This is a genomic window from Streptomyces sp. NPDC093260, from assembly GCF_040683715.1.
Taxonomy (GTDB): Bacteria; Actinomycetota; Actinomycetes; order Streptomycetales; family Streptomycetaceae; genus Streptomyces; species Streptomyces sennicomposti.
Genome location: NZ_JBFBEK010000042.1, coordinates 18,089 through 39,832 on the forward strand (window position 1 = coordinate 18,089; position 21,744 = coordinate 39,832).

The following is a 21,744-nucleotide window of genomic DNA, read 5'->3' on the forward strand; positions in this document are numbered from 1 at the left end:
GCTGTTTCCTTCCATCAGCTCAGATCACTCTCGAATTCATCGATCTCGTCCTGCGACAGCCGCAGCAGGGACACGTCGGACGGGGTCAGGCCGCCGGCCTGGGGCCGGTCGGCGAGGGCGGCCAGTTCGGCCAGGCACTGGGCCCACAGGTCGGCCAGGGCGCGGACCTCCCGCTCCGCGAAGAGGGCGTCCGGCCAGGACCAGATCGCCACGAGGCGCACCCCGTCGGACCGGTCCTGGGCCACCGCGCTGAGCGAGAGGGCATGGGCCAGGGGCCGCAGTCCGCTGCCTCCGCTGCCCAGGGACTCGGTCGCCTCCGGCGGGGCCGCCCAGTCCTCGGCGCGGACCGCGGACACGTCCACGGCCTCGAAGCGGCCGAGGTAGTTGAAGCCGATCTGCGGTTCGGGCAGGGCCGCCAGCTCCGGCCCGGTGGCCGGGTTGAGGTGCCGCAGCAGCCCGTAACCGATCCCCTTGTCGGGAACGGCCCGCAACTGCTCCTTCACCCGCTTCAGCGAAGCCCCGGCGTCACCGTCCTCAGGACCCGGATCGACCGCCACCGGATACAGACTGGTGAACCAGCCCACCGTCCGCGACAGATCCACGCCCGGCACGATCTCCTCACGGCCATGGCCCTCCAGCCCCACCAGCACCGCACTGCCCGCACCACGGCCCCGCTCCCGCCGCCAGCGCGCCACCGCCGACCCCAGGGCCGTCAGCAGCACCTCCTCCACGCCCGCGTTGAACAACGCGGGAACCGTGCCCAGCAGCGGCTCGCACACGTCGTGGGGCAGCGAGAGGGTCAGACTGCGGGCGGTGCCGACGACGTCGACGGCCGGGTCCAGGGGGCGGTCGGCGAGCAGCGGGTCCTCGGTGGCCAGCACCGAGCGCCACAGCGGCAGTTCGGCTGTGCGGCGCTCCGCCAGCGCTTCCCTGGCCAGCTCCGCCGACCAGCGGCGGAAGGAGGTGCGGACCGGCGCGAGAGCCGGTTCCCGGCCCTCGGCCAGTGCGGTCCAGGTCTCCTTGAGGTCCTCGCGCAGCACCCGCCAGGAGACGCCGTCGACGGCCAGGTGGTGCACCAGGAGCAGCAGCCGTCCCGGCCTGCCGGGACCCGCGTCGAACCACACCGCCCTGGCCATCTGCCCGGCCGCCGGCGCCAGTTCGCTCTGCACCCGGACCTGCGCCGCGGCGATCACGTCCAGCAGGTCGCCGGGTGCCACGTCCGCGATGTCGACGCGGGTCAGCAGCGCGGCGGCGTCGACCGAGCCGCGGGGCGCGGTCTCCAGGCGCGGTGCGCCGTGCCCGGCGACCGTCCGCGAGCGCAGGATGTCGTGGTGGTCGAGGACGGCCCGCAGCGTGGCCGCCAGGCGTTCGGCGTCGGCGTCGGCCGGCGCCTGCAGCAGCGCCGCCTGGTGGAAGTCGTCCGTGGGGCCGCCCCGCTCGTACAGGTCGAGCATGACCGGGGTGGCGGCCAGCTCGCCGACGCCGTCCTGCGCGCTCTCGCCGTCGGCGGGGCCGTCGTCCTGCCGGGCGACGCGGGCCAGGGCGCGGGCCGTCTTGTGCTTGAACACGTCCCGCAGGCTGATCAGGAGTCCCGCGGAGCGGGCCCGGCCGGCGAGCTGGATGGAGACGATGCTGTCCCCGCCCAGCGCGAAGAAGTCGTCGTCCGGACCGACCTCGTCGGCGCCCAGCAGTTCGGCGAACAGACCGACCAGGACGCGCTCGCGCGCCGCGGTGTCCGGGGCCGCGGCCCCGGCCGGCTCCGGCCGCTCGGCGTCCGCGGTCTCGTCCCCGGTCCGCTCCAGCCGGGCCCGGATTCCGGCCCACCAGGCGGTCAGCGGGTCGTCGGCCGGCCGCGCCGGCGCCTCGGCCTGCCCGGCCAGGTCCTGCAGCACCTCGCGCAGCCCCTCGGCCACGGCCTCCGCCTCGGCCTTGCCGAACAGGTCGGGACGGTAGCCGAACCGGCAGTCCAGCTGGTCGCCGGAGAGCCCGACGTCCAGGGTGAGCGGATAGTGCGTGGCGTCGTTCATCTCCAGGTCGACGGCTCGGACCCGGTCGGCGTCGCCGCCGAACCCGGCGCCGTCGGCGGGGATGTTCTGGAACACCAGCAGGGTGTCGAACAGCTCGCCCTTCCCGGCCAGCCGCTGCAGGTCGACCAGGCGGACGTACTGGTGCGGCATCAGTTCCAGCTGCCGCGCCCACAGTTGCCCGGGCACGGCGTGGGCCGGCTGTCCGGCGGCGAGGCTCACCCGCACCGGGACGGTGTTGATGAACAGCCCGACCATCCGCTCGACGCCCGGGACCTGGGGCGGCCGGCCCGAGACGGTCGCGCCGAACACCACGTCGTCGCGGCCAGTGAGCCGGGCGAGCAGGATGCCCCAGGCGGCCTGCACGACCGTGTTCATCGTGGTGCCGTGGCGGGCCGCGAGCGCCCCCAGCCCGGTGACCAGGTCACCGCCGAAGGTGACGGAGAGCTTCTCGGTGGCCACGGCGGAGCGGTCGGGGTCGGGCGGTGCCAGCAGCGTCGGCTCGACCGTCTCGTCCAGCGCCTGCCGCCAGGCGCGCTCGGCGGCCGTACGGTCCTGGCGGCCCAGCCAGGCCAGGTAGTCGGCGTAGGGGCGCGCCTCTGGCAGGCCCGAGGGGTCGCCGTCGGCGGCGTACAGGCGCATCAGCTCGTCCAGCAGGATCGGGGTGGACCAGCCGTCCAGCAGGAGGTGGTGCAGGGTCAGGACGAGCCGGGCCCGGCCGCCGCCCAGGCGCAGCAGGACGCAGCGGAGCAGCGGGGGCCGGCCGGGGTCGAACCGTTCCTCGCGGGCCGCGCGCATCACGCGCCGCACCTCGGCGTCCCGCGCCGTCTCGTCGAGACCGCTCAGGTCGGTCTCGGTCCAGGGCAGTTCCGCCTCGGCGGGGACGAACTGCACGGGCTGCGACAGGCCTTCGTGGGCGAAGCCGGCGCGCAGGTTTCCGTGCCGGGCCAGCAGGGCGTCCACCGCTGCGCGCAGCACCGGCGTCCGCGGGTCGCCCTCCAGGTCGAGCCCGAACTGGACGGTGTAGACGTCCGGGTCGCGCCGGTCGTAGAGGGAGTGGAAGAGCAGTCCCTCCTGCAACGGCGCCAGCGGCAGGACGTCGGCGATCCGGCGCCCGTCCCGTTCGAGGACGTCGATGTCGTCCTGGGTCAGCCGGACCAGCGGGAAGTCGGACGGGGAGCGTCCGCCGCCGCGTGCGTCGGCGGCCACCTCGAGCACCGCCCGCCGCCAGTCCTCGGCCAGTTCCTCGGCCTCGTCGGCCGCGAGCAGTGCCTCGGGCCAGGACCAGCGGGCGACCAGGCGAGGCCCGTCGGGGCCGTCGTGGACCCAGGTGTGTACGTCGAGGGCGTGCGCGACCGGCGTGTCCGCGGCCTCGGCGCGGTCGGGGCGGACCGCGCCGGCCGCCGCCAGCGGCACCGCGCCGTCGGGCAGCGGCTGCCGGAAGCGGCCGAGGTGGGCGAACCCGATCCGCGGGGCGGGCAGCGCGGCCAGCAGCGGCACGGTCTGCGGGTTGAGGTACCTGAGCAGTCCGTACCCGGCGCCGCCGCCCGGAGCGGCCGCCAGCAGTTCCTTGGCCCGCTTGACGTGGGCGGCGGGGGTGCCGCCCGGTTCCCCGGCGCACAGCAGCACCGGCCGGAGGCTGGTCAGCGGGCCGAGGGTGCGGCCGAGCGCGGGGTCGGTACGGGGGTCGTGCGCCACGTCGACCGCCAGCCCGGCGCCGGCGGGCAGGTCCCGCCGGGCCCGCCACCGCTCGACGGCGGTGGCGAAGGCGCCGAGCAGTACCTGCTCCACGCCGGTGGCGAAGGCGTCGGGCACGGTGGCGAGCAGGGCCGCCGACTCCTCGGCGGGCAGGGTCACCTCCAGGTGACGGAGGGTGGCCTCGGTGTCCCGGCTCGGGTCGGGGCGGGTCGCCGCGGGCGGTACGGCCTCGGCGGCGAGCACCTCGGTCCAGCTCTCGAGTTCCTCGATCAGTCCGGGGGCGGCGGCCGCGGCGGACGTCCGCTCGGCCCAGCCGCGGTAGGAGACCGCCGCCGGGGCGAGTCGCGGAGTGCGGCCCGCGGCGACCTCGTCCCAGGCCGTGCGCAGGTCCTCGGTCAGGACGCGCCAGGAGGCGGTGTCCGCGGCCAGGGCGTGCACGGCGAGCAGCAGTCGGTGCTCGCCACCGGGTCCGCCGTCCAGCCACACGGCGCGCAGCACGATGCCGTCCTCCGGCGCCAGGGCGGCGCGTGCGGCCTCGGTCTGCCGGGCCAGCTCGGCGGTCCACCGCTCCGCGCCGGCACCGGTGAGGTCGACCCGGGTGAGCAGCGCGCCGGCCGGGGTGGCCCCGCGCGGTCCGACCTCCAGGCCCCAGACCAGGTTGCCGGCCCGGCGGGTGAGTTTGAGCCGCAGGGCGTCGTGGTGGTCCACCAGCGTCTGGAGCACGGTGAGCAGGGTGGCCTCGTCGGTCCCGGCGGGCAGGGCGAGGACGGCGGTGGAGGCCGTCTCGGCGGGCCGCCGGACGCGTTCGCGCAGCGCGTGGACGGCCGGGCCGAGCGGGACCTCGCCGACGCCGGAGTCGTCCTGGAGCGCCTCGCGGTCCGGGCCGTCCGGGCCGGTGGCGGCCGCGGCCAGATCCCCGACGGTGCGGTGGCGCAGCACGTCCGCCGCGGTGAACTCCAGCCCGGCCTCCAGGGCGCGGCTGACCAGCTGGATGGAGACGATGCTGTCGCCGCCGAGGTCGAAGAAGCTGTCGTCGACGCCGACCGACTCCACGCCCAGGAGGTCGCCGATCAGTTCGCACAGCAGGGCCTCCTTCGCGTCGCGCGGCGCGCGGCCCGCGGGGCGGGCGCCGAGGTCGGGCTCCGGCAGTGCGGCGCGGTCGACCTTGCCGTTGGCGCTCAGCGGCAGCGCGTCGAGGAAGGTGTACACGGCCGGCGTCATGTACTCCGGCAGCCGTGCGGCGAGGTCGGCGCGGAGGCTGTCCGGGCCGGTCCCGCCGCCCTCGGCGGCGACCACATAGGCCACCAGCTGCTTGCGGCCGTCCGGCCCCTGGCGGACGGCGACCGCCGAGCGGGCGACGCCGGGATGCGCGTCGAGGGCCGCCTCGATCTCCCCCGGTTCGATGCGGAAGCCGCGGATCTTCACCTGGTCGTCGGCGCGGCCGGCGAACCGCAGCTGCCCGTCGGCCTCCCACCGCACCAGGTCGCCGGTGCGGTACAGGCGTTCCCCGGGTCCTCCGAAGGGGTCGGCGACGAAGCGTTCGCCGGTGAGCGCCGGGCGGCCGAGGTAGCCGCGGGCCAGCCCGTCGCCGGCCAGGTACAGCTCACCGGTCACGCCGGTCGGCACGGGCCGCAGGAAGTCGTCCAGGACGTAGGCGCGGGTGTTCCACAGCGGGACGCCGATCGGCGGGTGCACCGCGCCGGACTGGGGCCGGCTCATGGTGGCGCACACGGTCGCCTCGCTCGGGCCGTACACGTTGAGCAGCAGGCGCCCCCGGGACCAGTGGGCGACCTGGTCGGGCGGACAGGCCTCGCCGCCGACCGCGAGGGTGCGCAGGGCGGGCAGCGCGGTGCGCGGCAGGGTGGCGAGGACACCCGCGGTGATCTGCAGGTGGGTGACCTCGTGTTCGGTCAGCAGGGCGGAGAGTTCGGCGCCGGCCGGGGCACGGCTGCCCGCGGGCAGCACCAGGGCGGCGCCGCTGAGGAGGGTCATCGCCACATCGGCCATGGAGACGTCGAAACTCGGCGACACGGCCTGCAGCACCCGGCTGGTCCCGTCGACGGCGAAGTTCTCCGCGTGCGCCGCGGCCATGCCCGCGATGCCCCGGTGGGTGACCACGACGCCCTTGGGACGGCCGGTGGAGCCGGAGGTGTAGATGACGTACGCGGGGTGGCCGAGGGCGAGCGCGGCCCGCCGGTCGCCGTCGCCCGGGTCCGTGTCCGGCGCGGCGGCCACGGCCGCCCGCGTCGCCGCCGCGTCGGCGCGCAGCACCGGCGTGCCGGGCGGCAGCGTCCAGCCGTCGTCCGACGCGTCCGCCGTGATCACCAGGGCCGGACGGGCGTCCTGGACCATGTAGGCGATGCGGTCGGCCGGGTAGCCGGGGTCCACGGGGAGGTAGGCGGCGCCGGCCTTCAGCACGCCCAGGGTGACGGCGAGCCATTCGGGCGAGCGCGGTACGGCGACCATCACCCGCTGTTCGGGCCCCGCCCCGGCGGCTATGAGGTGGTGCGCCCACCGGTTGGCCCGGGCGTTGAGTTCGTCGTAGGTCAGCTGTTCCTCACCGGCGATGACCGCGGTGTGGTCCGGGGTCGCCGCGGCCTGGCGTTCGAACAGGGCCGGCAGGGGGGCCGCGGGCGTCTGGCGGGCGGTGTCGTTCCACTCGGTGACCAGCCTGCGCAGTTCGTCGGCCGGCATCAGGTCGGTCCGGTCCAGCGGGCGGCCGGGGTCGTCGGCGACCGCGGCCAGCAGCGCGGTGAACCGCGCCGTGACCGACTCCACCGTCGTCCGGTCGAACAGGTCGGTGCGGTAGCTGACCAGGCCGCGCATCCCGGCCGGGGCGCCGTCCGAGAACTCCTCGGCGAGTTCGATGCCGAGGTCGGTCTTGGCCGAGGTCAGGGCGATGTCGGCGGGCTCGGCGACGAGGTCGGGCAGGGCGAGAGCGGGGGCCCTGTGGTTCTGGAAGGCGAGGAACACCTGGAAGAGCGGGGTGTGGGCGAGGGAGCGCGCCTCGGCGCCGAGGTCGTCGACGATCTGCTCGAAGGGCAGGTCCTGGTGGGCGTAGGCCGCGAGGTCCGCGCGGCGCACCCGGCCCAGCAGTTCGGCGAAGGTCGGGGCGCCCGAGGTGTCGGTGCGCAGGACCAGCGTGTTGACGAAGAAGCCGACGAGGTCTTCCAGCGCTTCCTCGGGGCGGCCGGCGACCGCCGTGCCGATGGGCACGTCGGTGCCCGCGCCGAGCCGGGTGAGCAGGGCCGCGAGCGCCGCCTGGGCCACCATGAACAGGCTCACCTGGTGGGCGCGGGCCAGTTCGGCCAGCCGGGCGTGCAGGTCGGCGTCGACGCGGAACTCCACGGTGGCGCCGTCCCCGGACATCTCCGCCGGGCGGGGCCGGTCGAAGGGCAGGGCCAGTTCGGCGGGCGCGCCGGCCAGGGTCTCGCGCCAGAAGGCCAGTTGGCGCGCCGCGAGGCTGTCGGGGTCGTCCACGTCGCCGAGCAGCTCGCGCTGCCACAGCGTGTAGTCGGCGTACTGGACGGGCAGCGGGGTGAAGCCGGGCGCGCGGCCCGAGCAGCGGGCGGTGTAGGCGAGCGAGAGGTCGCGGGCCAGCGGGGCGTTGGACCAGCCGTCGGAGGCGATGTGGTGGAGGGTGAGCAGCAGCACGTGCTCGGTGCCGGAGACGGTGAACAGGGTGGCGCGCAGGGGTGGTTCGCAAGCCAGGTCGAAGCCCCGCGCGGCCTCCTCGCGCAGCGCCTCGGCGAGGTCCTGCGGCGCCGTCCGGACCGTCCGGAGGGTCACCGGGGCGTCGGCCGCGGCCAGCACCTCCTGCCGGGGCAGGCCTCCGGTGTCCGGGAAGACGGTCCGCAGGCTCTCGTGCCGGGCCACCACGTCGGCGATCGCGGCCCGCAGCGCGGGCACGTCGAGGGCGCCGGTGAGCCGGATGCCGAGCGGGATGTTGTACGCGCCGGACGGGCCGCTGAGCCGGTCCAGGAACCACAGCCGGCGCTGTGCGGAGGACAGCGGCGTCGGCGTGGGGCGGCTGCGCGCGGTCAGTTCCGGCCGGCCGGCGCCGCCGGGGGCGATCCGGGCGGCGAGCAGGGCCGGGGTCGGCGCCTCGAACACAGCGCGGACGTCGACCTCGGCGCCGAAGGCGGAACGGACCCGGCTGAGCAGCCGGACGGCGCTCAGGGAGTTGCCGCCGAGTTCGAAGAAGTGGTCGTCCACGCCCGCCCCGGGCCGCTCCAGCACCTGGGCGAAGAGCCCGCACAGGATCTCCTCCTGCGGGGTGCGCGGGGCGCGGACGGCGGCTGCCGGGGCGAAGTCCGGTTCCGGCAGCGCTCCGCGGTCCAGCTTCCCGTTGGGGGTGAGGGGCAGCTCGGCCAGGACGACGACGGCGTCGGGGACCATGTACTCGGGCAGGGCGGCGGTCAGCCGCTCGCGCAGTTCCTGGCCCGTCGGGGCGTGCCCGGCCGCGGGCACGGCGTACGCGACGAGCCGTCCGCCGTCCGCGCCGTCGCGGACCAGGACGGCCTGCGCGGCGACGCCGGGCAGCGCGGCGACGGCCGCGGCGACCTCGCCCAGTTCCACGCGGTGGCCGCGGATCTTCACCTGGTCGTCGGCGCGGCCGACGAAGACCAGGTCGCCGCCGGGCAGCCGGCGGGCCACGTCGCCCGTACGGTACATGCGTGCGCCGGACGGCCCGTAGGGGTCGGCGGTGAACCGCTCCGCGGTCAGGCCGGGCCGGCCGAGGTAGCCGCGGGCCAGGCACGGTCCGGCCAGGTACAACTCGCCGGCCACGCCGTCCGGCGCCGGGCGCAGCGCCCGATCCAGCACGTAGGCGCGGACGTTGCCCTGCGGGCGGCCGATCGGGACCGGTCCGGGGGTCAGCGGCGCGCCGGGGTCGATGCGGTGCTCGGTGACGTTGACGGTGGCCTCGGTGGGGCCGTAGACGTTCCAGACGGTGGCGTCCGGGTGCCGTTCCCGCCAGCCGGCCAGGGCTTCGCCGAGCAGCGCCTCGCCGCCCAGCAGGAGTTCGCCCGCGGGCGAGTAGGCGTCGGGCAGCGCGTCGAGCAGCGGCAGGTGGCTGGGGGTGGCCTTCATGAAGGTGAGGGGCGCCGCGGCCAGCCGGGCCGAGGTCGCCGCATCCTCCTCCAGTGCGGCCACGACGACCGTGCCGCCCGTGGTCAGGGGCGTGAACAGCGCGGTGACGCTCAGGTCGAAGGCGACCGGTGAGTGCAGCAGCGCGACACCGGCGGCCGCCGGGTAGGCGAGCTGGGTCCAGCCGAGGTAGTCGACGACCGAGCGGTGGGTGACCACCACGCCCTTGGGGCGGCCGGTGGAGCCCGAGGTGTAGATGACGTACGCGGGGTGGTCCGCGCCGATCGGCGCGCCCGGGCCGGCGCCGTCAGGCTCGCCGGTGGGGAGCGCGGCGAGACGCGCCGCGGTGCCGGGGGCGTCGAGGACGAGGACGGGCACGCCGCCGTCCGGCAGCCCGGCGGCGGTGGCCCGGTCGGTCAGCAGCAGCCGGGGGCGGGCGTCGGCGAGCACGTGCGCGATGCGCTCGGCGGGGTGGGCCGGGTCCAGGGGCACGTAGGCGGCGCCGGACTTCAGCACCGCGAGCAGGGTCACGACCAGTTCGGCGGAGCGCTCCATGGCGACGGCCACGAGTTCCTCGGGGCCCGCGCCGTCGGCGACGAGGACGCGGGCGAGGCGGTCGGCGCGGGCGTCCAGCTCGGCGTAGGTCAGTTCGGCCGTGCCGTCGGCGAGGGCCACGGCGCCGGGGGTGCGCGCGGCCTGGGCCTCGATCAGCTCGTGGACCAGTGCCGCCGACTCGGGCACGGCGACGCCGGCGGCGCCCGAGGTCAGCCGCAGCGTCTCCGCCTCGTCCGCCATCGGCAGCCGGCCTACCGGGGTGGCGGGCGCCTCGGCGAAGGTGCGCAGGACCGAGCGCAGTGCGCGGGTGGCGCCGCGCACCAGTTCCTCGTCCAGGAGGTCGCCGCGGTAGTACCAGTTGAGGACCGTGCGCCGCTCGTCGTGCATGACGACCATGCCGAGCGGATAGTGGTTGTCCCCCTTGGTGTCCACCTCGGACAGGGTCAGGCCGTGCACGGTCCGTCCGCCGGTCTCCTCCGCGGGGAAGTTCTCGAAGACGACGGCCGTGTCGAACAGGGTGCCGAGGCCGGTCAGCCGCTGGAGGTCGGCCAGGCCGAGGTAGTGGTGGGCCAGCAGGTCCACCCGTCCGGCCTGGACGCGGGCGAGGGTGTCGGCGAGGGAGAGGGCCGGGTCGACGCGGACCCGTACCGGAACCGTGTTGCTGAACAGGCCGACCATGGACTCCACGCCCGGCAGCTCCGGCGGCCGGCCGGAGACCGTCTCGCCGAACAGCACGTCGTCGCGGCCGGTGAGGCGGGCGAGCACCAGTCCCCAGGCGCCCTGCACCACGGCGTTCATGGTCAGGCCGTGGGCGCGGGCGGCCGCGGTGAGCGCGGCGGTCAGCCCGGCCGGCAGTTCGTCGGCGATCCGGCCGGGGAGCGCGGCCGCGCCCCCGGCGGCGTGCGGGGCGACGAGGGTCGGTTCCTCCACGCCGGCGAGCGCCGTGCTCCAGGCCGCCTCGGCGGCAGGGCGGTCCTGGCCGGCGAGCCAGGCCAGGTACTCCTTGTAGGGCGCGACGGCCGGCAGGGCGGAGGCGTCGCCGCGCTGTCCGTACAGTGCGAACAGCTCGCCGGCGAGCACCTGTGCCGACCAGCCGTCCAGCAGCAGGTGGTGGGCGGCGAACAGCAGCCGGTACCGGTCCTCGCCGAGCCGGATGAGGGTGAAGCGCAGGAGCGGCGGGCGTTCGGGGTCGAAGCGCCGGGAGCGCTCGGCGACCAGCAGCCGGTCCAGCTCGGCCCGTCGCGCGTCCTCGTCCAGGGCGCTCAGGTCGACGTCGTGCCAGGGCAGTTCGGCCTGCGCGGGGATCAGCTGGACGGGGGTGCCGTCGGCGGTGCGGTGGAAGCAGGCGCGCAGGCTGGCGTGCCGGACGAGCAGTCCGGCGACGGCGGCGCGCAGTGCCTCGGTGTCGAGGTCGCCGTGGACGTCCAGCGCCAGCCGGGTGATGTAGACGTCCTCGGCCTCCTGGTCGTACTCGGTGTGGAAGAGCAGGCCCTCCTGGAGCGGGGAGAGCGGCAGGACGTCGGTGAGGCCGGGCCGGGCCCGGCCCAGGCGGTCGATCTCGGCCTGGGCGAGGTCCACCAACGGCAGGTCCGAAGGGACGAGTCCGGCGGCGGTACCGGGCAGTTCGGCGCAGGCGACCAGGGCGCGCAGGGCGTCGAACCAGGCGGTGGCGAGCTGCCGTACCTCCTCCTCGGTGAGCAGCGCGCCGGGCCAGGTCCAGGTGGCCGCCAGCCGGGGCCCGTCGGGGTGGGTCTCGGTGACCGCGTTGGCGGTGAGGGTGTACGGCAGCGGCGTGGCGGGATCGGCTCCGCCGCCGAGTCCGGCGTCCCGGCCGTCGTCGCCGACGCCGCCGATGCGGCCGAGGTAGTTGAAGCCGATCTGCGGTTCGGCGAAGCGGGCCAGGGCGACGGCGGTGCGCGGGTTGAGGTGGCGCAGCAGACCGAAGCCGATGCCGTTGTCCGGGATGGCCCGCAGCTGCTCCTTGACGGCCCGCAGCGCGGCGGCCGCCTGCGGGCCGCCCTCGGCGAGCTGCCCGAGGGAGGTCTCGCCGGGGTCGAGCCGGACCGGGTAGAGGCTGGTGAACCAGCCGACGGTGCGCGAGAGGTCGGCCCCGTCGAGGATGTCCTCGCGGCCGTGGCCCTCCAGCCCGATCAGCACGGAGGACTCCTCACCGCCGCCCCGCGCGCGGCGCCAGCCGGCGACGGCGAGCGCCAGCGCGGTCAGCAGGACGTCGTTGATCCGCGCGTTGAAGGCGGCCGGCACCCGGCCGAGGAGCGGTTCGGTGATCTCGGCGGGCAGCCGCAGGGTGAGGTGTCCGGCGGTGGCGAGGGTGTCGGTGGCCGCGTCGAGCGGGCGCTGGGTCAGCAGGGGGTCGGGGCCGGACAGGATGGAGCGCCACAGCGGGAGTTCGCGCACGCGCGCGGGCTCGCCGGCCGCCGCGGTCAGGTGGCGGGCCCAGCGGCGGAAGGAGGTGCCCACCGGTTCGGGGGTGAACGCGGCGCCGCGGGCGGCCGCTTCCAGCGCGGCGGACAGGTCGGGCAGCAGGATGCGCCAGGAGACGCCGTCCACGGACAGGTGGTGGACGACGAGCAGCAGCCGGCCGGGGGCGTCGGCGCCGGCGTCGAACCAGACGGCCTGCGCCATCCGGCCGTCCTCGGGGGCGAGCCGGTCCTGCGCGGCGGCGAACTCCCGCTCCACGAGCGCGTCGAGGGCGGCGGCGTCGAGACCGGCGGCGTCGACGCGGTGCAGCGCCCCGGCGGCGGTGACGGAGCCGGGCGGGGTGATCTCCAGGGCCCACTCGTCGATGTCCTCGATCCGGGTGAGCTTCAGACGCAGGGCGTCGTGGTGGTCGAGGAGGGTCTGCAGGACGGCGGTGACGCGGGCGGTGTCCAGGCCTGCGGGCGTCGGCAGCGGCATGGCCTGGGTGAACCGGGCGGCCGGGCCGCTGTGCTCGCGGAACCAGTGGATGATCGGGGTGAGCGGGACGCCGCCGACGCCGTCGGAGGGCGCGGCCCGGCGGGCGGGCGCCGCGGCGGCGTCCTGGGCCACGGCGGCCAGCGCCTCGACGGTGCGGTGGGTGAAGACGTCCCGCGGGCTGAAGCGCAGCCCCGCCTTGCGGGCGCGGCTGATCAGCTGGATCGAGCCGATGCTGTCGCCGCCCAGTTCGAAGAAGCTCCGGTCGGCGGCGACCCGGTCCACGCCGAGCACCTCGGCGAAGAGCCGGCACAGCAGTTCCTCGCGCTCGCCGACCGGGGCGCGGCCGGCGTCCGCGGACTGCTCGGGCGCGGGCAGGGCCTTGCGGTCCAGCTTGCCGTTGGCGGTCAGCGGCAGGGTGTCGAGGGTGACGACGAGCGAGGGGACGAGGTACTCCGGCAGCCGGGTGGCCAGGCCGGCGAGCAGGGCCTCGGCGTCGACGCCGCCGGGCCCGGCGGGCACGACGTAGGCCACGAGCCGACGGACGCCCTCCGGCGTGGCGTGGACGGCCACGGCCGCCCGGTCCACCTCCGGGTGGCGGGCCAGGGCGCTCTCGATCTCGCCGAGTTCGATGCGGAAGCCGCGGATCTTGACCTGGTCGTCGGCGCGGCCGACGAACTCCAGTTGTCCGTCGGCGCGCATCCGGACGACGTCACCGGTGCGGTACATCCGCTCACCGGGGGCGCCGAAGGGGTTGGCGACGAAGCGCGCGGCGCTCAGGCCGGGCCGGCGCAGATAGCCGCGGGCCAGCCCGTCGCCGGAGACGTACAGCTCGCCCTCGGTGCCCGGGGGCACCAGGCGCAGCGCCGCGTCCAGGACGTGCACGCGGGTGCCGAGGACGGGGGCGCCGATCGGGGGGACGGTCCCGGTGTCCTCCAGCGGGTCGCTCATGGACACGGCGACGGTGGACTCGGTGGGGCCGTAGGCGTTGACCATGCGGCGGCCGGGGGCCCAGCGCGCGACGAGTTCGGGCGGACAGGCGTCGCCGCCGACGATCAGGCAGGAGAAGCCGGGCAGGCCGGCCGCGGGCACGCTGGCCAGGGCGGCCGGGGGGATCAGCGCGTGGGTGACGCTCCGAGCCGCGATCAGCTCGGCGAGCGGTTCCCCGGCCAGCGGACCGGGTTCGGGAACCACGAGGGTGGCGCCGGCGGTCAGGGCCATGCACAGTTCGAGCACCGAGGCGTCGAAGCTCGGCGAGGAGAACTGCAGGACCCGGCTGGCGGCGTCGACGGCGAAGCGCTCGCGCTCGGTCGCGGCGAAGGCGGCCAGCCCGGTGTGGGCGACCACGACGCCCTTGGGCACGCCGGTCGAGCCCGAGGTGTAGATCAGGTAGGCGGGCGAGGCCGCGGAGACCGGTCCGGCGGGTGCGGCGCCGCCGTCGGCGGGCGGCCGGCCGAGGTCCACGAGGAGGACGGGGGCGTCGGCCCGGCCCGGGACGGCGGCGCGGTACGCCTCGGTGGTGAGCACGGCAGCGGGACGCGCGTCCTCGAACATGAACGCGATGCGCTCGGCCGGGTAGTCCGGGTCGACCGGGAGGTAGGCGGCGCCGGCCTTCAGCACGGCGAGCGAGGCGACCACGGACTCCGCGCTGCGGCCGAGGACGAGGGCCACGATCTGCTCCGGGCCGACGCCCGCGCCGGCCAGGCGTGCGGCGAGGGCGTCGGCGCGCGCGTCCAGTTCCGCGTAGGTGAGGGACAGGCCGGCCGACTCCACGGCGACGTTGCCGGGGGTGCGGGCCGCCTGGGCGGCGAACAGCTCGCAGAAGGTGGCCTGTTCGACGGAGCGGGCGTCGGCCGTCAGCCGCCGGCGCTCGTCGTCGGCGAGCAGGTCGAGCCCGGCGACGGTGGCCGCCGGGTCCTCGCTCAGGGTCTCCAGGATGCGCACCAGGCGGCCGCCGATGACCTCCACCTGCTCACGGTCGAACAGGTCCGGGCGGTAGTTGAGCAGCAGCCTGAGCCGGCCCTCGTGCACGTGGGACACCAGGCAGAGCGGGTAGTGGTTGGCGTCGAGGACGTCGAACCCGTCGATGGACAGGCCGCCCGCGAGGTCGCGCAGCGCCCGCAGGTCGAACGGGAAGTTCTCGAAGGCGACGTAGGTGTCGAAGAGTTCGGGGTGGCCGGAGAGGCGGTGGATGTCGCGCATGCCGGTGAACTGATGGTCCGTCATCCGCAGGTGCTCGCCCTGCAGCCGGGCCAGCACGGTGTGCAGCGAGTCGCCGCCGGCCAGCCGGACGCGCACCGGCAGGGTGTTGATGAGCATGCCGACCATGCGCTCGACGCCGGGGACCTCCGGCGGCCGGCCGGAGACGACGGTGCCGAAGACCACGTCGTCACGGCCGGTGAGCACGGACAGCAGCAGCGCCCAGGAGCCGTGCACGGCGGTGGAGAAGGTCAGGTCGTGGGCGCGCAGCCGGGCCGACAGCGCCTCGGTCGCCGCCTCGGACAGCTCCAGCGCGTACTGCTCGGGGTGGACCACCTCGCGGGTGGGGTCGGCGGGCACCAGGCGGGTGGGCGCGTCGATCCCGGCCAGCGCCTGCCGCCAGGCCTCCTCGGAGGCCTCGTGGTCCTGGCGGGAGAGGTGGGCCAGGTGGTCGCGGAACGGCGTCACCGGCGGCAGCCCGGCGGCGTCGCCCCCGGCGGAGTAGGCCTGGAGGAGTTCGCCGAGCAGCACGGAGGTGGACCAGCCGTCGAGCAGGATGTGGTGGAAGGTGATGAGCAGCCGGTACGCGTCGTCGGCCAGCCGCACCAGCCGGTAGCGCATCAGCGGGGGCCGGGCCAGGTCGAAGACGTGCGCCTTCTCCTCGGCCTGCAGCTCGCCCAGCCGCGTCTCGGTCTCCCGCGCCCCGAGCGTCCTCAGGTCGGTCTCGGACCAGGGCAGCTCCACGTGCCGGGCGACGACCTGCACAGGGCGGCTCTGCTTGGGGTGCAGGAAGCCGACCCGGAGGTTGGCGTGGCGGTCCAGCAGCGCCTGTGCGGCCGTCCTGAGGGCGGCGGAGTCCAGGTCGCCCCCGAGGTCGAGGACCACCTGCACCGTGTAGACGTCCTCGCCGGCCTCGTCGTACAGGGCGTGGAAGAGAAGTCCCTCCTGGAGCGGGGACAGCGGAAGGATGTCCTCGGGACCCGTCTTCGTCATTGCAGCGTCCTCCACTCGGCTTCGAGGCCGTCGATCTCGTCTTGGGAAAGCTCCACCAGCGCCAGGTCCGACGGAGTGTGGCCGCCGGCGTCGGGACGCTCGGCGTGATGCAGCAGCGCGCGTACGGCGCGGAACCAGGCGTCCGCGAGCTCGCGGACCTCGGCTTCGGAAAGGAGCCGTCCCGGGTAGGTCCAGCGGGCGGTCAGGCGCGGTCCTCCGGGGCCGTCCTGGACCAGTGCGTTGATCTCCAGCACGTGGGACAGCGGCAGGTCCGCCCCGTCGGTCAAGACCAGGTCGATCTCGGGCGCGGTCTCCCAGGCGCCGCCGGAGGCGGTCACGCGGCCCAGGTAGTTGAAGAGGACCGGGGAGGCGGCGAGGGCGGCGAGCCGGGGTCCGGCGGCCGGGTCGAGGTAGCGCAGCAGCCCGTACCCGATGCCCTCGTCGGGCACGGCGCGGAACTGCTCCTTGACCGCGCGCAGCGCCCGGCCGGCCGCGGGGCCGCCCGCCCACAGGTCCTCCCAGTCGGTGACCTCGGGGTCGAGGCGGGCCGGGCGCAGAGTGGTGAACCAGCCGACGGTGCGGGACAGGTCGATCCCTTCGGCGATCTCCTGCCGGCCGTGGCCCTCCACGTCGATCAGGACGCCGCCGTCCCGGTCACGGCGCCGCCTGCGGTGCCAGTGGTCGAGCGCCACGGCGAGCGCGGCGATCAGCACCTCGTGCACGCCCGCCTTCAGGGCCGCGGCGGCCGGTCCCAGGAGGGCGGCGGTCTCGTCGGCGTGCAGGGACCGGGTGAGGTGCCGGGCGGCGAAGGCGGTGTCGCGGGCCGGGTCGAGGGGCCGGTCGGTCAGGGCCGGCGCGGGCCGCGTCAGCATGCGCGTCCACAGCGGTTCCTCGTCGGCCCGTTCGGCCGCCTGCTCGCCGAGCAGCCGCGCCCAGCTGCGCAACGGTGTGCCGACCGGGGCGAGTTCGGGTGTCTTCCCGGCGGCGGCGGCCTCCCACGCGGCGTGCAGGTCGGGCAGCAGGACGCCCCAGGAGACCCCGTCCACGACGAGGTGGTGCGCGGCGAACAGCAGGCGGCCGGGTGCGTCCGGCCCGGCGTCGAACCAGACCAGCTGGACCAGGGTCCCGGCGGCCGGGTCGAGCCGGGACCAGGCCGTGCGGGCCTCCCGGTCGAGCGTGGCGCGCAGGGCGGCGGGGTCCTGTCCGGCGACGTCCGTCCGGCGCACCAGGGCGGCCGCCGCGACGGCGCCGGGGGCGAGGATCTCGTAGGCCGGCCGGCCGCCGGCGCCTTCGCGGCGGCTGACGCGCAACGCGTCGTGCCGGTCGAGCACCGCCTGGAGCGCGGCCGTCAGCGGCTGCTCGCCGAGTCCGGGCGGAACCTGGACGAGCATCGTCTGGTGGAAGGCGTCGAGGGGACCGCCGCGCTCCTCCAGCCAGCGCATGATCGGCGTCGCGGGCAGCGGGCCGGTCGGCGGTGTGTCGTCGGCCCGGACCGGCGGGGCCGTCTCGTCCAGCCGGGCGGCCAGGGCCGCCACCGTCTTCAGCTCGAAGACGTCCTTGGGGGTGAGCGCCAGTCCCCTGCGGCGGGCGCGGGCCACCAGCTGGATGGAGACGATGCTGTCGCCGCCCAGTTCGAAGAAGCCGGCATCCGGGCCCACGCTGTCGCGTCCGAGCACCTCGGCGAAGAGGTCGGCGAGGACCTTCTCCGTCGGCGTGCGCGGGGCGCGCCCGCCGGCGTCGGCCACGGCGCGTTCCGGCGCCGGCAGGGCCCTTCGGTCCAGCTTGCCGTTGGGGGTGAGCGGCAGTTCGCCGAGGACGACGACCGCGGCCGGCGTCATGTAGGCGGGCAGCAGTCCGGCGGCGTGCGCGAGCACGTCCTCGGGTACCGCGCGCTCCCCCGCCGCGGCCACGACGTAGCCGACGAGCCGGCGCTGTCCGGGGACGTCCTCGCGCACCGCGGCGGCCGCGTGCGCCACCCGCGGATGGCGGGCCAGGACGGCCTCGATCTCGCCGAGCTCGATGCGGAAGCCGTTCAGCTTGACCTGGTCGTCCACGCGGCCCAGGTACTCCAGCTCGCCGTCGGCGCGCCAGCGGCCCACGTCGCCCGTACGGTACATGCGCGCGCCCGCCGGGCCGTACGGGTCGGCGACGAACCGCCCGGCGGTGAGGGCCGGCCGGCCCAGGTAGCCGCGGGCGAGCTGGCCGCCGCCGATGTAGATCTCGCCGGGCACCCGGGGCGGCACCGGGTTGAGCGACCGGTCCAGGACCCGGATCGAGGAGTTCGCCATGGGGCGGCCGATCGGCACCGGGCCGGCCGGTGTCTCCTCGTCCGGCTCCAGCCGGTACCCCACGCAGCCGACGGTGGCCTCGGTGGGCCCGTACTCGTTGACGACCGTGATGCCCGGGCGGTGCCGGCGCAGTTCGGCCACGGCCTCGCCGAGGAGCATCTCGCCGCCCACGACCAGTTCCCGGCGGGGCGACAGCTCCTCGGGGAGCACGCCGAGCAGGGCCAGGTGGGCGGGGGTCGCCTTGAGGAAGGCGGGCCGCGGGGCGCCGGTGGCGGGGCCTTCGAGCGCGGTGACGCGCACCGTGCCGCCACTGATCAGCGGGGCGTACAGCGAGGTGACGGTCAGGTCGAAGGAGACCGGGGAGTGCAGCAGGGTGCCGTCGGCGACGGAGGGGTAGTGCTCGCGGGCGTACTGGAGGTAGCCGGCGACCGAGCGGTGCTCCACCACGACGCCCTTGGGCCGGCCGGTGGAGCCGGAGGTGTAGATGACGTAGGCCGGGTGCGCCTCGGTCAGCGGCCGCCTCCGGTCGGCGTCGGTCGGGTCGGTCCCGGGGCCCGGGTGCTCCGCCGCCGGGTCGAGGACCGGTGTCCCGGCCGGTACGGCGGCCCGGGTGCGCGCGTCGGCGAGGACCAGCGCGGGCCCGGCGTCCTCCAGCATGTAGGCGATCCGGCCGGCGGGGTACTCCGGGTCCACGGGGACGTAGGCGGCGCCGGACTTGGCGACCGCCAGGAGGGCGGTCACCAGGTCGGCCGAGCGGGGCAGCAGCACCGCGACCCGCTGTTCGGGCGCGGCGCCCGCGGCGATCAGGGCGTGCGCCAGCCGGTTGGCGCGCGTGTTGAGTTCCGCGTACGTCAGCACCCGGTCCCCGTCGCGCAGCGCCTCGGCCTGCGGGGTGCGCGCGGCCTGCCGCTCGAACAGCGCGGGCAGCAGCGCCTCGGGGCGCAGGGCCGGGCCGGCGCCGAACCGGTCCAGCACCAGCGCGCGTTCGCCCTCCGAGAGGATGTCGATGGCGTCGATGCCGCGCCCGGGATCGGCCGTGAACGCCTCCAGCACGCGCAGCAGCCGCGTGCTCATCGCCTCGACGGTGGCCCGGTCGAAGAGATCGGTGCTGTACTCCAGCCGGCCCGAGATGCCGGCCGGCGCCTCGTGACCGGCCGAGCGCTCGTCCAGGCCGAAGAGCAGGTCGATCTTGGTGACGCCGGGGTCGACCTGCTGGGGCGTGGTCAGCAGGCCGGGCAGCTCCAGGGTGGACTCGGCCGGGGTCTGCACGTCCATCATGACCTGGAACAGCGGGTTGCGGGCGAGCGTGCGCTCGGGGTTGAGCGCCTCCACCAGCCGCTCGAAGGGGACGTCCTGGTGGGCCTGCGCGGACAGCGCCATCTCCCGGGTCCGGTCCAGGAGTCCGGCGACGGTGGGGCTGCCGGAGACGTCGTTGCGGAACACGACGGTGTTGACGAAGCAGCCGATCAGGTCGTCCAGCCGGGCGTCGCCGCGACCGGCGACGGCACTGCCCAGAGGGATGTCCTCGCCCGCGCCGAGCTTGCTCAGCAGCACGGCGACCGCGCTCTGCAGCACCATGAACAGGCTGGCCCGGTGGGTCCGGCCGAGTTCGATCAGGCGCCGGTGCAGATCGGGGCCGATCTCGAAGCGGACGATGTCGCCGCGCCCGCTGGGTTCGCCGGGCCGGGGCCGGTCCAGCGGCAGGTCAAGTTCCTCGGGCAGCCCGGCCAGCGCCCCCTTCCAGTAGGCGAGCTGGCGGCCCAGCGGGCTGTCCGGGTCGTCCTCGGCGCCGAGGGCCGCCTGCTGTCCCAGGGTGTGGTCGGCGTACTGGAGCGGCAGCGGTGCGAAGGCGGGCGGGCGGCCCTGCGCGCGGGCGGTGTAGGCGAGGCCGAGGTCGCGGGCGAGGGGCGCCAGCGAAAGGCCGTCCGCCACGATGTGGTGCAGGACGACGAGGAGGACGTGGTCCTCCTCACCCAGCACCAGCAGCCGGGGGCGCACGGCGAGCTGGGTGGTGAGGTCGAAGCCCTCGGCGACCACCTCGGCGACGGTGGCGCCGAGTGTCGCCTCGTCGGCGGGCCGCTCCACGAGCACCGCGCGGGCGGCGGCCTCGGCGGCCGTCAGGATGTGCTGGCGGGGGCGCCCGTCGGTCTCCGGGAAGACCGTGCGCAGGCTCTCGTGCCGGGCGAGGACGTCGTCCAGCGCCGCCGCCAGGGCGGCCCGGTCGAGGCGGCCGGTGAGCCGGAGCGCGAGGCCCATGTTGTAGGCGCCGCTCGGTCCGTGGACCCGGTTGACCAGCCAGAGTCCCTGCTGGGTGAGGGAGAGGGGGAGTTCGGCGGGGCGGGGGGCGGGCGTCACCGGGCGGTGGCTGTCCTCGGCCTCGTCCAGCCGGGCGGCGAGCGCGGTGACCGTCGGCGCCTCGAAGACGGTACGGACGGGCAGTTCGGCGCCGAACTCGTCGCGGATGCGGCTGAGCAGGCGGATCGCGGTCAGCGAGTGGCCGCCCAGCTCGAAGAAGTTGTCGTCGACGCCGACCCGGTCGGCCTTCAGGACCTCGGCGACCAGCGCGCACAGGGTCCGCTCCCGCGCGGTCCGCGGGGCGCGGTGGGCGGCGCGCTCGCGTACGGGCTCGGGCGCGGCCGGCTCCGCGGGCGGTGACCAGCCGGCCGGTGCGGTGAGCGGGACGGCCTCCAGCGGGGTGTCGGGGGCCGCGTCGGCCAGGGCGGCGAGGAACGCGGTCAGCGCCTCGCGGTGACCGGCGAGGGACTCCTCGGTGTAGAGGTCGGCGTTGGCGTGGAGGTCGAGCAGGAAGCCCGCGTCCGGGCTCCGGTTGTCGACCACGACGGACAGGTCCTCCTCCGGCCCGACCGAGAAGCCCCGTACGGTCGCCTCGCGGCCGGCGAAGACCAGCGGCTCGCCGTACATGAGGAGGTTGACCTCGGGGCCCCACAGCCGCTTGCGGTCGCCGACCAGGCCGAGGTCGCGGTGGATGTCCTCGTAGCGGTAACGCTGGTGGCGCAGCGCCTGGTGGATGCCGTCGCTGACGGAGCGCACCGTTTGGGCGACGGTGAGGCCGGGGGTCAGGCGGACCCGCAGCGGCAGGGCGTTGGAGACCATGCCGGGGGTGCGGCGGGCGGCCGGGACGGGACGGGCCGCGGCGGCCAGACCGAGCACCACGTCGTCGGCGCCGGTGAGGCGGCCCAGGTAGGCGGCGAGGCCGGCGACCACCACGGCCGGCCAGCTCGCCCGGGTCTCCCGGGCCAGGGCGCGCAGCGCCTCGGCGCGCTCGGGGGCGACGGCGCCGGTGTGGCGGACGTGGTCGACGGGGACGCGGACGGGCCGTCCGGCCAGGGCGGCCGGTGCGGCGGCCGAGGCCAGGCGTTCGTTCCAGTAGGCGGCGTCCTCGGTGAACTGCGGGGAGGCCCGGTAGGCGGTGTCCAGGTCGACCAGTTCGCGCAGTGTGCCGAACCGGGAGGGCGCCGGTTCCTGTCCGGCCACGAGCGCGGAGTACACGGCGGCGACACGGGAGACGATCAGCGACCAGCTGTATCCGTCCACGAGGGTGTGGTGGACCCGGCTGAACCAGGTGTGCCGGTCGTCGGCCAGCTTGATCAGGCCGAAGGTGAACAGCGGCCCGCCCGCCAGGTCCACCGGGGCCTTCACCCGCTCGAGCATCCACTCCTCGGCGGCGGCGACCGGGTCGGCGGCGCCGCTGACGTCGGGTGTGTCCAGCCGCCAGTCGAGGTCGTCGGCCACGGACTGCACCGGGCCTTCGGGGCCGGCGTGCAGCCGCACGCGCAGCGCCTCGGTCTCCGCGACGGTCCGGCGCAGCGCGTCCTCGAAGAGTGCCGTGTCGACGCCGCCCGGTATCTCCACGCACTCGGCGATGCTGTACATCGGGTTTTCCGGATTCACCTGCTGCGCCAGCCACATTCCGTACTGAGCGGCCGTCAGCGGCAGTTGAAGTCCATTCCGATCGGCCATGGCCA

At 75.9% G+C, this 21,744-nt stretch carries 2 protein-coding genes; both read right to left on the reverse strand.

Translation table 11 applies throughout. The features are described 5' to 3' along the window. Window positions 1–14: 14 nt before the first annotated feature. Entirely contained in the window at window positions 15–15,470 is a 15,456-nt protein-coding gene (locus AB0N63_RS33735; RefSeq protein ID WP_365535326.1) for an amino acid adenylation domain-containing protein, read from the reverse strand. Next, the gene (locus AB0N63_RS33740) at window positions 15,467–21,739 is read right to left on the reverse strand and encodes an amino acid adenylation domain-containing protein (RefSeq protein ID WP_365535328.1); all 6,273 of its coding nucleotides are present in this window, start codon (window positions 21,737–21,739) and stop codon (window positions 15,467–15,469) included. The genes AB0N63_RS33735 and AB0N63_RS33740 overlap by 4 nt, the downstream gene beginning before the upstream one ends. Window positions 21,740–21,744 lie beyond the last annotated feature (5 nt).